The organism is Haloarcula sp. NS06, from assembly GCF_051122755.1.
Classification (GTDB): Archaea; Halobacteriota; Halobacteria; order Halobacteriales; family Haloarculaceae; genus Haloarcula.
Map to the genome: position 1 here is coordinate 1,534,271 of NZ_CP184844.1, position 14,390 is coordinate 1,548,660.

Here is a 14,390-nt window from a genome sequence, read left to right on the forward strand (position 1 = left end):
CAATGAGTACTGACAACACCACTGACGCAAGTACCGAGACAGAATCGAAGTGCGGCGCAAGCGAGGCGCGTAGCGCCTCGGAGACCGAGAGCAAGGCGGAGACAGAGACCGATACCGCCTCCAAGTGCGGCGCAAGCTCGGCGAGTTCATCGACGGAGACAACGCCGGACACAGGCGACGACAGCGCCTCGAAGTGTGGCGCGTCATCATCGTCCGAATCGTCGTCCTCGTCCAGCAGTAGTTCCTGCGGCGCGTCCTCGTCCAGCGAGTCGGACGAAGAGGAAGAAGTCGGTGCGACCGTTGACGACTTCGACGCGGAACCGGGCCAGCTCATCGCTGTCGGCCTCGGTCCTGGGCAGCCGGAAGGGATGACCGCCCGCGCCCGCTCCGCGCTGCTGGACGCCGAACACATCGTGGGCTACACGACCTACGTCGAACTGCTCCCCGACGAAATCACCGACGGAGCCGACGACATCTACAACACGCCGATGTGCGGCGAGGTGTCCCGAACCGAAGAGGCAATCGACCGGGCGCTGGCGGGCAACGACGTGGCCATCATCGGCAGCGGCGACCCGAACGTGTACGCGCTGGCCGGCCTCGCACTGGAGATCGTCGAGTCAAAGGGCGCGACGGCGACGATGCTCGACTTTGACGTGGTTCCGGGCGTCCCGGCCGCCCAGTCCTGTGCAGCCCGCGTTGGTGCGCCGCTGGTCAACGACACCGTCTCAATCTCGCTTTCGGACCACCTCACCGACATGCCGACCATCGAGTCGCGACTCCATGCCGTCGCCAAGGAAGGATTTACTATCACCATCTACAACCCCTGGAGCCGCAAGCGCCGGGACAACTACGAGAAGTGCTGTGAAATCCTGCTTGAACACCGCGACCCCGAGACGCCCGTCGGTGTTGTCCACGCCGCCGGCCGCGAGGACGAACAAGTCGAAATCGTGGAACTCGGCGAACTGCCCGAACTCGGTGAAACCGACCTCGTCGACATGACTACCACCCTCCTCGTGGGCAACGAGGACACCTACGTCTGGGACGACCGGATGGTGACCCCGCGGGGCTACGAGACTAAGTACGACTACTAATGTACCGAATCACTATCGACCGCGACGCCTGCGACGGGGTCTTTGCCTGCCTCGTCCGCGATGACCGCTTCGTTGAGGACAGCGAGGGTCTGGCGGCCATCGAGACAGACGACCAGACGGCAATTGAAGCCACCTTCGACGACAACCGGCGGGACGACGCCGAGCAGGCCGCCGCGGCCTGTCCGCTGGACGCGATTCACGTGGAATCTGTCGAGGAGGACGCTGGAGCCGTCGACGTACCGGCGACTGACCACGAGGAGGTCCAGCCATGAGCGTCGAAACCGGTGCACCGAACGATATGCTCGCAGCGCACCCCGAAACGGCGTACTTCTGGGGCCGGGTTGCCGGCGACGGCGAGTGTGAGGACGGCTGTATCACTGTTCGGACGAACGACGAGACGGCCGCCCGGCGGCTTGCCTCCATCGCCGGTGCGGAGCGGGCCGACCGCCGCATTGTCGAGCGTGCGTATGCCCACGACACTTCGATTACCCGGCAGGAGGAGGAGTTCACGGTGCAGGTCGTCGGCGGGCTCGCCGACCGCGCCAGCGCCGCACTTGGGCTCCCGTTTGACGGCGATTCGGGCGGCTACCGCTTCGACGCGCTGGCTGACTACGACCGCCCGCTCCTCCGCGGCCTGCTTGAAGGCTGTGGCACGGTGTGTTTCAAGTCCGATGACGAGGCGGTCGGTATCTCCTTTGTCCATGAGGACGAACGACTCCTCCGGACGATCCAGACGCTGCTCGACCGCTGTCCGGTGGATGCGCCGTATGACGACCTCTCGGAGACGTCGTCGGGCTACTGGTTCGGCGTGGACGACGATGCGGCACCTGCTCTCGGTGACTGGCTGTACGAGGGCAGCGAGGAGACGGGGCTGTTTGCACCGAGTCGGCGGCGCAAGCTCCGGAAAAGCATCGAACGAGTCCGATGAGCGAAGCTATCTCCGCACCCGAGACGCTGGACGACGAAGCAGTGCTGCTTGCTGGTCATGGTTCCCGGCGCGAGAAGTCGAACGAACAGGTCCGCGACCTTGCGGTCGAACTGGAGGGCCGACTCGGCATCCCGGTCGACGCGGCCTTTCTCGAACTGGCCGAACCGGCCATCGACGAGGCCATCGCGGGGCTGGCCAGAGCCGTCTCGGAGGTGTCGGTGGTCCACCTCTCCCTGTTTGCCGCCAGTCACGTGAAAAACGACGTGCCGCTGGCCGTCGAACAGGCACGTGAGGCCCACCCTGAACTGACCATCAACAACGGCGCACATCTCGGTGTCCACCCGGCCCTGCTGGACCTGCTGGATGACCGCGCGGCGGCCGTTGAGGCCGAACTCGGCGTCGACCGCGAGGAAGACGACGTGGCCGCCGTCGTCTGCGCCCGTGGCTCCAGCGACCCAGACGCCAACGCCGACGTACACAAGCTCGCCCGGCTGCTGTACGAGGGCCGCGAGTTCTCGCGGGTCGAGGCGTCGTTCATCGGCGTTACCGAGCCGTTGCTCGATGACACGCTACACGACATCGCCAAGACACGGCCCGACGCGGTCGTCGTCATCCCGTACATGCTCGGTGACGGCGTGCTGACCGGCCGCATCAAGGACGGCGCACGCGAGTTCGACGAGGAGTACCCCTACGTCGACGCCGCACCGGGCGAACCGCTCGGAACGGATACCCGCTTGCTGGATGTGCTGGGTGACCGCTGGCAGGAAGCAAGAACGGGGAGCGTCGAGATGTCCTGTGACACCTGCAAGTACAAGGTGGAACTTGACGGCTACGAGGAGGATCAGGGCGGCGCTCGCGCGATGCTCCGGGCGCTGACCCATCAGGCCGAACACGCCGACCGCGAGAACGTCGACGATGACCCTCACGTCCACGACGCCCCGGAGAAACACGTCGCCGTCTGTACGAACCAGACCTGCGCTCAGGACGGCGCGCCGGCAGTCCTCGAACGGCTGCGCCAGGCCGCCCGCGACAGCGACCAGTGCGACGCCCGCATCACGCGGTCGTCGTGTCTCGGTCGCTGTGGCGAGGGGCCGATGGTCGCCGTCTACCCCGACGGCGTCTGGTACGGCGGCGTCGAAGACGAGGACGCCGCCGAGATTGTCTCCTCACATCTGGACCGCGACCGCATTGTAAGCGAACTCGTCGACCAGACGCTTTGAAAGTACACACCCGATTCAAGACACACATGAGCTGCTACGAAATCGAGGCCCTCCGACTGGGTCTCATGAACGTTCTCGGCACCGAAGACGACCACGCGCGCCAGCACGCGGAACAGGAGCTGGAGGGCCACATGACCGGCCCGATAAAGGCCCTTGCGGGCGCGAAGACGCTCGCCGCTATCGAGCGCCACCTCGACGCCGCGCTCGTGGATCTCGAAGAAGAGATCGCCGCAACCCCCGAAGACGACCCCGAGTACGACTACCTCCGGGGCCGACTCGTCGCTGTCCGCGACGCTGAGCGGGCGGTGTCGCGCATCACCATGCAGGGCGAGGATGTCCTCGCTGGGCTCGGTGAGGCCCACGACGTGCTTCACGAGGCTTTCCCGATCGATGAGTAGCCAGCGCGCCCCGACTGCAGATCTCGGGGACGTAGCACCGGCCCGTTCGCGCCATCAGGGCCGCCGCTCGGCGGTCACGCTGACCAATGGCCTCGCAGTCGTCGGCACCGCCGACGGGGGCCTGCAGGTGTTCGACGTGTCGGCAGACTCCAGCCCGCCACACCGGCGCTGGCAGTACGATACGGATGGCGAACCAAGCGTCGTCGCGGCGGTACCCTTCGACGACGGCGTCGTCGTTGGCGAACGCAGCGTCCGCGGCGAGATCCGCTGTCACGATGCCGATGGCGACCTGCGATGGCAGTACGAAACCCGGACAGACCTGGGTGACCCACAGCAGGACACACGGTTTCTGCTTCCCTTCGTCGCCAGCCTCGCCACTGACGGTGACCGTCTCTACGCCGCTGCCAGACGGTACGAACGCCGAACCGACGATGACGGGAATGATCTCCGCCACTTCGAGAGCCTCGTCTATGCCTTTGCACCCGACGGCACTGTCGACTGGACCTACCAGACCGACGGTTCCCCCATCTCGATCGACGCCGACGGGAACCGCGTTGCTGTCGCGTACAACCGATGTCCCGGCGACCACCAGCACGGCCTCGTCGTTCTTGACGCCGACGACGGCGACCCGCGCTGGATGTGGGACCCCGGGACCGACGGCCAGCGCCGCGTCGGCGACGTTGCGCTGCTGGCTGACGGCGCTGTCGTCTCCAGTCACGGCGATTACCGCGGCTACCGGCTCGACAGCGGCGGCCGAGAGTGCTGGCGTGTTCCACTGGCGACGCCGACCGACGTGGCCGGTGACACCGTCTACGCGTACCCGAACCACGTCCACGCGACGGACGACGGCGCGGTGTTCGTCACCGGCAACACGTATCCAGAGGACGGTCGTGAGACCGACGCCCGTCACCCGGACGAGCACACCGCCGTTGGTGTCTCACCGGACGGTGACCGCCGCTGGGACGCGCCCGTGGGCGGCTTCGCCAGCGGGCTGGGCACCGACGGCTCGTTGCTGGCTGTTCCCGGCGCGCAGAACTTCCGGGACCGCGATGCCGACGACCACGCGCTTCGACTGTTCGATGTCGTTGACGGTCCCGTCGACACGTTGGATACGGATGGCGTCGTGACGGCGGCCGCAGTCTCTAACGGGACCGCTGTTGCTGTCGAGGAACCGGTCGTCTACCACGATGAGGGTCATGAGCGTGGTGCGTACCGGTTGCATCGAATCGAGACATCCGTCGCTGATGCGTCGACGTAGCGACTTGTACTCTAACGGCACTCCAGACGACTTTTTGCTCAGATGTCCTGTCCCCGGTTTGGCTCCGATTACTGTGTTATGTGGTGTCAAACTAACCGTTCGATAGTCGTAGCATTTCGGTATGGGTGCCCAGTATGGCCGATAATACAGACCCGGATCACGAGGAGGCACAGCCGGCAGCGGACGCCAAAGCTGACGACGACAGCACCGTCGACGACCGCCCAACCGAGCGCGAACGAGAGTTCGCGCAGATGCAGCGACGGCTCAACGAGCGGGAGATGGGCCTTGACCAGCGGAGCGCGGAACTCGACCGGCGCGAAGAGAAGATTGATACCCATGAGGCGGAGCTGGACCGACGAGAGGCGGAACTGGACGAGCGGGAGTACCGGCTCGATGAACGCGAAGCCACTCTCAACGACCGCGAGACCGACCTCGACGAGCGCGAGGCTGAACTGACGGAGTACGATGCGCAGTTGTCCGAACGTGCCACGGAACTCGACGAGCACGAGGAGACGCTAAACACCTACCTTTCGGGGCAGATGGCGGATGTGGAAGCGTCGATTACGGAGACGATGCACGATGCACTGGACCGGTACGAGGCGGACCGGTCAGCTGGTCGGTTCGGCCCGACCGGCACGATGCTCGTCGGGCTAGCCGGCGTGGCGCTCGTCGTCGCCGGCATCGGGTTCGGCGCGCTGGCATCGGCCGGCACGGCCCCGTTCAGCGTCGGCGGGACGACAGCGAACCTCGTTCTCGCCGCTGTTATCGGTATTGTTGGGCTGGCGCTGAATCTCGGAACAGTTGCCGGAAAAATCTGAATCGCGTCGTCAGTCTGCCGTCGCGGAATAGTCTAGGTCGTCCACAGCGGCGGTGTCGTTCTCGCCGAGCCAGGAGTGCACACCAGCGATGGTGGCCCACGGCACTAGCTGACCGAACACGACTGTCCAGCGGTAGGCCGCGACGAGCGCGGCAGGTACGTCACCATGGACCGGGTTTGCCGGTGCGAGCGCGACTGGAACCGCGAGCAGTGCGAGCGGCAGCGCCATGGCTCCCAATCGAACGGCGGTATGGTGGCGCGCCGTCCGCTGATACGCGAGTCCGGCGAGCACTGCGACCAGCGCACCCAGTGCCATCAGGCCGGCGTACCAGGCGAGGCGTGTCTCTGTCCCGAGCGCCTGTTCGACGCCCGGTGGCTGTGGCGGCAAGACGAGCCACGGCGCGCCGGAGACGGTGAGAAAGCCGGCTCCCGCAAGCGCCAGTCGCTTTGTCGCCCCCGAACCGGGGATCGCGGGTTCGAGGAAGAAGTACGCCATTCCGAAGGCTGCAACGCCGAACAGCAGGCCCCAGAGGACGCCGCCGCCGATGCTCGCGACGGTCGTCGTGAGTTCGGAGACGACGGGGCCGCCCCCGCCGTGGCTGTGTTCGAACGTCTCCAGCCCGGCGGTGAAGGCGTTCCCGACCGTTGCGACGAACAGGCCGTAGACCAGCCCACCTGCCACGCCGGCCATCGCGCCGCGTTCGAGGTAGTCAGTCGCCATCAGTGGCAGGTGATGCCGGCGCTGTGTCGGAAGTTGTGTAGTGAGTCGTGCAACATTGGGTCTTGCACGAACAGCAGCGTGAAGCCGAGCGCCGCCACCAGCGCGACGGCGATGGCGATCTGTGGGCCAGTCAGTGACGCCTTTGCGCGTTCGATACGGTCGTACACGCTATCCGTTGCGTGTTTGGTATCAGTGTCATCCTGCATTGAAATCTCGTTTGTATTAAGAACAAGTAAGATTGTAAAACTTCCGCCTGATACAGCGCCGATCAAGAGCTACTGGTCGCCGGCGACGGCATTGACGCGCTCGGCGGTCAACGCGTCCAATGAGACAACTGACGCGTCCGTTTCCTCTGCAACAAGGTCGAGCAATCCAGCGCGCCCCGCGTCGCCAGCATTCACCACAACGGTCCGGTTGGCTTCCTCACCGAGCGTTCGCGCCGCGGTTCTGGTCGCCGCGACCGGACTCCCGTCGGCGGTGTTCGCCCGGCCGTCAGTCACGACAACGACGACGCCGGCGTCCGGGTCCGCCCGGTCGAGTACCTCGCAGGCGGCCGTCAGCCCATCCGGCAGCGGCGTCCGGTCGCCGGTCGGGAGGTCCTTCAGGTGCCGGGCCGCCAGCGAGACACTGTCGGTCGGCGGGAGGACCACGTCCGCGCCCTCGCCAGCGAAGGTGACGAACGCGACCTGATCGCGGGCCTGATAGGCGTCTTTCAGTAGTTCCAGCACGGTACCCTTCGCGGCTTTCATTGCTGGGCGCATTGACGCGCTCGCGTCGACGGCAAACACGACCAGCGTTTCGGCGTCGCCTGCGCGAACGGACTTCCGGAGATCTCGTGACTCGACGCGACCACTCCCACGGCTGGCCGCCGCTCGGACCGACGCCGCGGCGTCGACCTCGTCGTCGCGGCCGGCGCGCTCGGTGCGGACCGTTGCGCCGCGTTTCGTTCCCGTTGCGCTCGCACGGCCGCTCGCGCTCCCGCCGTCCGTGTCGACCGACGGGGCGTCCACGTCGGGTGCGCCGCTGTCGCCGACTGCGGCACGGGACTGGCCCGGCAGCAGCGGGGTCGCGTTTTCGGGGTCGGACTCCCCCTGCTCGTCACCATCGTCCCCTGCCTCTCCCTCGCCGTCGCTGGCTTCAGACTCCTGCTGCTCGCCGTCGCTGTCGGCTGAAGCGGGCGTCGGCTGCTGGCCGCGCTCGTCTGACTCGCTGTCGCCGTCCTCAGTGGATTGCTCCTCGTCGTCTGGCTGCTGTTCCTGTTGTTCGTTCTCATCTCCATTGCCCGCAGAATCATTCCCGTCATCTGCCGGTTCGCCGCCGGCCGCTTCTTCCTCGTCGTCCGCGTCGCCTTCCTCACCACCGTGCTCTCCGTCTTCGGCGGACTCCTCCTCAGATTCGCCTTCCTCGTCCTCGAAGTGATCGTCGAGCACGTCGTCCACGTCCGGTGCGTCCTCAAAGGGCCGAGAGGTGAGCCGGTGGGGGAGTGCGAACTCGGCGGCGCGTTCGATATCCGATTCCAGGACTGTCGTTCGCCCGTCCAGCGCGGCAAACGTCCGGGCTGCCCGCGCTGTGGCGATGTCGCCGCGATGGCCGTCGAGACCTGCGTCTCGGCAGAGTTCGGCGATCTGTTTTCGGAACTCGCGGGCAAGGTCGACCTCTGGGAGCAGGTCGCGGGCGGTCCGCAGCCGCTCGCCCGGACTGCGGTCGGGTTCGGTCCGTGTCTCCTCGTCGCCGTCTTCCCCGAGCGCTTGGTCGATGATGGCGACGCGGTCGTCTATGTCTTCGCAGGCGCTGACCTCGGTCTGGAGGGCGAAACGGTCCCGCAACTGCGGACGGAGGTCGCCCTCCTCGGGGTTCATCGTCCCGACGAGCGTGAACTCGGCGGGGTGGGTGACGGTGACGCCGTCGCGCTCGACCCGGTTCTGGCCGCTTGCGGCCGCGTCGAGCAGCACGTCCACGAGGTGGTCGTCCAGCAGGTTTACCTCGTCGACGTAGAGGATGCCGCGGTTCGCGCGGGCGAGCAGGCCGGGGTCGAACTCGTGGTCGCCGTCGAGCGCGTCGGCCACCGACAGCGTCCCCACGACCCGGTCCCGGGTCGCGCCGAGTGGAAGCGTCACCAGCGGAACCGGCCGCGTCTCGACAGGCGGGTCTGCACGCGCTCGACAGTCTTCGCATTGCTCGTCAGGGCGGTCGGGCGGACAGCCGTAGGGACAGTCCGCGACCGCGCGTTGCTCGGGCAGCAGATCGGCGAGTGCGCGTACCGCTGCCGACTTCGCTGTCCCCTTCTCGCCGCGGACCAGCAGGCCGTCGAGGTCGTCGTCCGTCGCGACGGCCAGCAGGCCGTCCTTGAGGTCGCGCTGGCCGACGACGGCCGCGAACGTCGGTCCCTGCGAAGCTTTTTTGCCCGCGCCGAATACAACCATACTTGTATTAGTGCAAACGGAGATTTAATAACGTTATGCCACAGCTAGGACTCTACACCGCGACGGAGAACGAACTCGGGGCTGTTCAACGGGCTGCGGGCGAGGTCGATGCTGACCTCGTCGTCCGCTCGGAGAGCGACCTCGACGACGAGCCAGCGGTCGAGGCGTTCGTCGACGAATTGACCGACGCCGACGCCGTCGTCCTCTGGCTCCACGGGGCCGAGGACAGCATGCCCGGCTACGACCTCGCTGTCGAGCGGTTGCGTGAGGCCGGCGTCCCGCTCGTGGTGAAAGCGACGGGCGACGCCTTCGCCTTCGAGGACACGTCGGTCCCCGACGAGCACCGCGACACCGTCTACGATTACCTCGACAAGGGCGGAGCGAGCAACGTCGCCAACTGCCTCCGCTATCTCGTGGCACAGTACGGCAACGCCGACCCCTCATACGACGACCCGGTGACACTGCCGACGGAGGGCGTCTACCACCCCGACCACCCCGGCGCGAGCATTGACGAACTGCGGGCGACGTTCGATCCGGCGAAACCGACGGTCGCCGTCTGGTTCTACGAATCGCACTGGACCCACGAGAACACCCGCTACGTCGACGCGCAGGTCCGGGCCATCGAGGCCCAGGGAGCAAACGCGCTCCCGATATTCTGCGAGCCGGCGACCGACGCCGAGGGCCAGTGGAACGCCGAGCAGGTCACCGAGGAGTGGCTGCTGGATGACGATGGCTCGCCCCTTGTCGACGCTGTCTGCTCGTCGTTCATGTTCTCGCTGTCGATGGACGAACGTGGCCGCAGCGCCGACGACGAGGGCCAGAGCGCACAGGACGTGTTCCTCGACAAACTCGGCGTCCCGGTCATCCAGACCGTGACGACGATGCGCTCGCGCTCGCGCTACGACAGCAGCGACACGGGCGTGATGGGCTTCGAACTCGCCCTCTCTGTCGCGCTGCCGGAGTTCGACGGAAACGTCATCACGCACCCGATCTCGGGCAAGGAGCGGACCGACGACGACGCCGGCATCGGCAGCGCGCCGAAACAGCACTTCCCCATCGACGACAGAATCGACCACGTTGCCCGGCTGGCGGTCAACTGGGCCGAACTGCGCCACACCCCGAACGACGAGAAGCAGGTCGCGGTCGTCCTGCACAACTACCCGCCGAGCGACGACGGCATCGGTACGGCGTTCGGACTGGATTCACCCGAGAGCACGGTGAATCTGCTGGAGGAACTGGATGCCCGTGGGTACGACCTCGGTGATACGATGCCCGACAGCGGCCAGTCGCTGGTCGAGCGCTTGACCGCACAGCTCACCCTCGACGACCGCTGGGTCGCGCCCGAGGACGTGCGCGAACTGAGCGTCGACACCGTCTCGCCGGATCAGTACAGCGAGTGGTTCGACGCGCTCGACGACGACTTCCGTGAGAATGTCGTCGAGGAGTGGGGCGACCCGCCGGACCGCCCGTTCGCAATTCCCGGCGTGGAGTTCGGCAACGTCCTTGTGACGGTCCAGCCTCCACGTGGGTTCGGCATGGATCCGTCGAAGGTGTACCACGACTCCGACCTCCAGCCACCTCACGACTACGTCGCGTTTTACCGCTGGCTCCGCAACAGCTACGAGACGGACGCCATCGTCCACCTCGGGACTCACGGCAGTCTGGAGTGGCTACCCGGCAAGACCGTTGGGCTGGACGGCGAGAGCGCGCCGGACCAGCTCATCGACGACATCCCGAACGTCTACCCCTACATCGTCAACAACCCCGGCGAGGGAACGCAAGCGAAGCGCCGGTCCTACGCCGCCATCGTTGACTACCTGACGCCGGTGATGGCCAACGCCGGGACATACGACGATCTGGCCGACTTAGAGGAACTGGCCGACCGCTACCGCGAGGCCGGTATGGAGGACGCCCGGACCGACGACGGCGAGCACCTCGCCGAGCAGATCCGCCAGACGGTTGACGAACTGGATCTCGCCGTGGAACTCGGCATCGCTGGCGAGATCGACGAGAAAGCCGACGTTCGCGGTCCCGACGAAGCCGGGTCGACGCTGGCGGAGGGTGACGTGGACGGTGCGGAACTCGACATCGACGCCCTCGTCGAACGGGTCCACGAGTATCTCACCGATGTGAAAACGACCCAGATCCGGAAAGGCCTGCACACGATGGGTGAACCGCCCGCAGACGACCGACTGGTCGACTATCTGGTCGCACTCACGCGGCTCGAAAACCCCGGCGCGCCGTCGCTCCGTGAGAGCGTCGCGGGTGTCCTTGGTGTCGACTACGACAAGCTCCGGAACGCCCCCGGCGAGTACGACGAGGCGCTGGGGATGACCTACGCCGAGGCCGCCGACCACGTCCACGAGACAAGCAAGGACCTCGTCCGGACGCTGGCTGAGCACGACTTCGACGTGCCCGAGAGCGAACTCGAAGACAGCACCTCGGAGGTGAACATGAATCTTCTCGTGGTCGACATTGAACCGCTCGGCGATACGCGCGTGCGGTCGGGCGCACACGAAGACCTCCGCGAGGCGCTGGCCTACATCTGCGACGAGGCGGCCCCGCGGGTGGCCGGCGCGGCCGACGAGATTCCCCGCACCGCCGACGCGCTGGCGGGCGAGTACGTCCCGCCCGGCGGCTCCGGCGCGCCGACCCGCGGCGGTGTCGATCTGCTTCCCACAGCCAGGAACTTCTACACGCTGGACCCGCGGAAGGTCCCGGCCAAGACGGCCTGGGACGTGGGTAGCGAGGTCGCTGATGGCGTACTGGAGCGCCACAAAACCGACGAAGGCGAGTACCCCGAGGAAATCGGCGTCGTCGTCTGGGGCACGCCGACGGTCCGGACCCGCGGTGAGACCATCGCACAGGTGCTTGCACTGATGGGCGTCGAACCGGTCTGGTCCGACGCCGGCCGCGTCGAGGACGTGGAGCCGATTCCGCTGGACGAACTCGGACGCCCGCGAATCGACGTGACGACGCGCGTTTCCGGCCTGTTCCGTGATGCGTTCCCTGCGGCTGCAGGGGTCGTCCACGACGCCGTTGACGCCGTTGTCGACCTTGATGAACCCCACGAGATGAACTACGTGAAGAAACACGTCGAGGAGGAGACCGACGACCTCGTCGCCGACGGCATGGACGAGGGCGACGCCGAGAGCGCGGCGAAACACCGCGTCTTCACGACCCGACCCGGCGGCTACGGAGCCGGGACCAACAAGGCCGTCGACGAGGGCAACTGGGACGATCGCTCTGACCTCGCCGACGTGTACGTCCAGTGGGGCGGCTATGCGATGGGGTCGCGCGGCCGAGTGAGCGACGCTCACGACGCCTTCGAACGCCGCCTCTCCTCCGTCGACGCGACGGTCAAAATCGAGGACACCGCCGAGCAAGATGAGTTCGACTCCTCGGACTGGTATGCCTTCCATGGCGGCTTCATCTCCGCAGTCACGGAGATCGCCGGCGAAGAACCGAACTCCTACGTCGGGGACTCCTCGGACCCGGACAATGTCGACGTGTACACCAACGAGGAGAAAGTCCGGAAGGCGATGCGCGCCCGCGTGCTCAACCCCGCGTGGCTCGATTCGATGGAGGAACACGGCTACAAGGGCGCTGGCGACCTCTCGACGACGGTCGACGTGGTGCTCGGCTGGGACGCCACGACCGACGTGGTCAGCGACACCCTCTGGGAGGACGTGGCCGAGCGCTACGCTTTCGATGAGGACCGTCAGGACTGGCTCCGCGACGTGAACCCCTGGGCGCTGGACTCGATCACTGACACGCTACTCGAAGCTATCGACCGCGGGCTCTGGGACGCTGACGACGACACCCGGGATCGCCTGCGAGACCTGAATCTGGAAGTCGATGGTGACCTCGAAGCACGCAACAGCGGAGCGGAACGACCGGAGGTGTCCTCAGATGACGACTGATGGCGCGACGCCGGAGGCGTCGCGAGACGGAGGCGGTGAAACCGCCGACGCAGATGATGCGACAGACGGTGACGCGAACAGCGACGATGACTTTGAGGAGTACGCCGACCTCGGTGCGACCACCTCGAACGCAATGGACATCGCGGAGACGTCGATGGACCGCGTGCGCGAACTCGTCCCGGACGAGACGCTGGCCGACCGGATTCGCCAGAAGTCCGTCCATGCGACCGGCGACCCCGAGTTCCAGCACCTCGTTCGTTTCACCGGGGCGGACGACGACGAGCCGGTGCGGACCGGCGCGCAGGCGGTGCTGGACGAACAGCCTATCGTCACCGATATCACGATGGTCAAGGCCGGCATCACCGGCCGCGGCCACGACTGTCCAGTCAAGAAGGCCATCGGCAACGGCGCGGAACTCGCCGCCGAAACCGGGATGACCCGCACGGCCGCGTCGGTCCTCGAACTCGACAAACAGGGCGTCTACGACGGAGCCATCGCCGTCGTCGGGAACGCGCCGACCGCCGCGCTCGCACTCGCGGACTGCATCGAGGACGGCACGCGCCCGGCAGTGGTCGTTGCCACGCCTGTCGGCTTCGTCAAGGCGGCCGAGAGCCGGGAACGGCTCCGCGAGGTCGCCGCCGAGCACGGTGTCCCGACTATCACGAACGTCGGCCGCCGCGGCGGGAGCGGGCTGGCAGCCGGGCTGACGAACGAACTGGTGCATGTCGCCAGCGACGTGCGCGAGGGCGAGGTCTCTTTCGATGACTGAGGACGACTACGACCTCGACTCTGGCCCGGACCCGGCCGATATTGCGGCGAGAGCGCCCGAGGACCCTGACGCGGACGGGCCGGTCCATGCTGTCGGCATTGGCCCGGGGAACACTGACTTCCTGACGCCGCGCGGTGAGCAGGCGATCCGCGAGGCCGATGTCGTCGTCGGCTTCGAGACGGTCGTCGATTTCGTCGCCGACCGGACTGACGCGGACCTGCTGACCTGTGGCTACCGGGACGAACTCGACACCCTGGACGCTTTCGCCGAGCGCGTGGCCGACGGCGAGCGCGGGACTGCGGTCGCGATGGGTGACCCGAATCACTCGGGCTATCAGTTCGTGGGGAAGGTCCAGCGTGCTGTCGACTGTCCGGTTCGTATCGTGCCGGGCATTTCCTCGCTCCAGATCGCTGCCAGTCGGGCACGGACGCCGATGGAGGACACGACGTTTGTCACGCTACACAAGAGCGGTGACCTCTCATCCGATCTCGACCGGCTTCGGAGCGATGTCGGCGACCGACACCTGCTCGTGTTGCCGCGCCCGTTCGACCTGATGCCTGAGGACATCGCGGCCGAACTGTTGGATGCCGGCGGCGACCCCGAGCTACCGGCGCTGGTCTACGAGCGGCTCACCCACGACGATGAGGCCCAGACAGCGACGACGCTCGGCGACCTCGCAGAGGATGCCGGCGGTGACAGCAGAGAGGACACGCGGTTCTCGGACCTGTCCGTATTCGTCGTTCGGCGGGACTGAGATCTGCAATATTTGCCGCTCGTCTCCAGGACCGTCAACAATGAGTCGAGGTTTTCGGAGTGGACTCCGTGTGTCCTGTAGCCATCAT

Annotated in this window: 13 protein-coding genes; 10 read left to right on the top strand and 3 right to left on the bottom strand. The window is 66.5% G+C overall.

Translation table 11 applies throughout. The annotated features are described in order from the left end of the window. Positions 1-2: 2 nt before the first annotated feature. The 7 genes from cobJ to ACODNH_RS11750 all read left to right on the top strand — a co-directional run bounded on the left by cobJ (position 3) and on the right by ACODNH_RS11750 (position 5,713). Positions 3-1,091, top strand: a complete 1,089-nt coding sequence (gene cobJ, locus ACODNH_RS11720; protein ID WP_434531416.1) for a precorrin-3B C(17)-methyltransferase — start codon at positions 3-5, stop codon at positions 1,089-1,091. Then, a complete protein-coding gene (locus tag ACODNH_RS11725) occupies positions 1,091-1,363 on the top strand; it encodes a ferredoxin (RefSeq protein ID WP_434531417.1) in 273 nt (90 codons plus the stop codon). Before cobJ ends, ACODNH_RS11725 begins: the two co-directional genes overlap by 1 nt. Further along, on the top strand, positions 1,360-2,019 hold the full coding sequence (locus ACODNH_RS11730) for a cobalamin biosynthesis protein (protein WP_306704291.1): 660 nt from the start codon (positions 1,360-1,362) through the stop codon (positions 2,017-2,019). Before ACODNH_RS11725 ends, ACODNH_RS11730 begins: the two co-directional genes overlap by 4 nt. Next, on the top strand, positions 2,016-3,239 hold the full coding sequence (locus ACODNH_RS11735) for a CbiX/SirB N-terminal domain-containing protein (RefSeq protein ID WP_306704293.1): 1,224 nt from the start codon (positions 2,016-2,018) through the stop codon (positions 3,237-3,239). The genes ACODNH_RS11730 and ACODNH_RS11735 overlap by 4 nt, the downstream gene beginning before the upstream one ends. 26 nt (positions 3,240-3,265) lie before the next feature. Then, positions 3,266-3,637, top strand: coding sequence for a DUF3209 family protein (locus tag ACODNH_RS11740; RefSeq protein ID WP_306704295.1), 372 nt, complete (start codon positions 3,266-3,268; stop codon positions 3,635-3,637). Further along, a complete protein-coding gene (locus ACODNH_RS11745) occupies positions 3,630-4,895 on the top strand; it encodes a PQQ-binding-like beta-propeller repeat protein (RefSeq protein ID WP_306704297.1) in 1,266 nt (421 codons plus the stop codon). The genes ACODNH_RS11740 and ACODNH_RS11745 overlap by 8 nt, the downstream gene beginning before the upstream one ends. A gap of 134 nt (positions 4,896-5,029) precedes the next feature. Continuing rightward, entirely contained in the window at positions 5,030-5,713 is a 684-nt protein-coding gene (locus tag ACODNH_RS11750; protein WP_306704299.1) for an Rnase Y domain-containing protein, read from the top strand. Positions 5,714-5,722: 9 nt separating this feature from the next. Here the strand turns inward: ACODNH_RS11750 and ACODNH_RS11755 are convergent, their stop codons facing one another. From ACODNH_RS11755 to ACODNH_RS11765, 3 genes are all read right to left on the bottom strand, one after another. Continuing rightward, positions 5,723-6,433 carry a CbtA family protein gene (locus ACODNH_RS11755; RefSeq protein ID WP_434531418.1) on the bottom strand — a complete coding sequence of 237 codons (711 nt, stop codon included), beginning with the start codon at positions 6,431-6,433 and terminating at the stop codon, positions 5,723-5,725. Next, on the bottom strand, positions 6,433-6,639 hold the full coding sequence (locus ACODNH_RS11760) for a CbtB domain-containing protein (protein ID WP_058993123.1): 207 nt from the start codon (positions 6,637-6,639) through the stop codon (positions 6,433-6,435). The genes ACODNH_RS11755 and ACODNH_RS11760 overlap by 1 nt, the downstream gene beginning before the upstream one ends. Positions 6,640-6,708: 69 nt before the next feature. Then, positions 6,709-8,856: a VWA domain-containing protein gene (locus ACODNH_RS11765; RefSeq protein ID WP_434531419.1), complete on the bottom strand. Its 2,148-nt coding sequence runs from the start codon at positions 8,854-8,856 to the stop codon at positions 6,709-6,711. A 35-nt stretch (positions 8,857-8,891) separates the two neighbouring features. Between ACODNH_RS11765 and cobN the strand changes: the two genes are divergently transcribed. The 3 genes from cobN to ACODNH_RS11780 are packed head-to-tail and all read left to right on the top strand — an operon-like array spanning position 8,892 to position 14,302. Then, the gene (gene cobN, locus ACODNH_RS11770) at positions 8,892-12,779 is read left to right on the top strand and encodes a cobaltochelatase subunit CobN (protein ID WP_434531420.1); all 3,888 of its coding nucleotides are present in this window, start codon (positions 8,892-8,894) and stop codon (positions 12,777-12,779) included. Beyond that, positions 12,769-13,548 (top strand): precorrin-8X methylmutase, encoded by a 780-nt coding sequence (locus tag ACODNH_RS11775; RefSeq protein WP_058993117.1) that lies wholly within the window; start codon positions 12,769-12,771, stop codon positions 13,546-13,548. Before cobN ends, ACODNH_RS11775 begins: the two co-directional genes overlap by 11 nt. After that, positions 13,541-14,302, top strand: coding sequence for a cobalt-precorrin-7 (C(5))-methyltransferase (locus tag ACODNH_RS11780; RefSeq protein WP_306704310.1), 762 nt, complete (start codon positions 13,541-13,543; stop codon positions 14,300-14,302). The genes ACODNH_RS11775 and ACODNH_RS11780 overlap by 8 nt, the downstream gene beginning before the upstream one ends. The last annotated feature ends 88 nt before the right edge of the window (positions 14,303-14,390 follow it).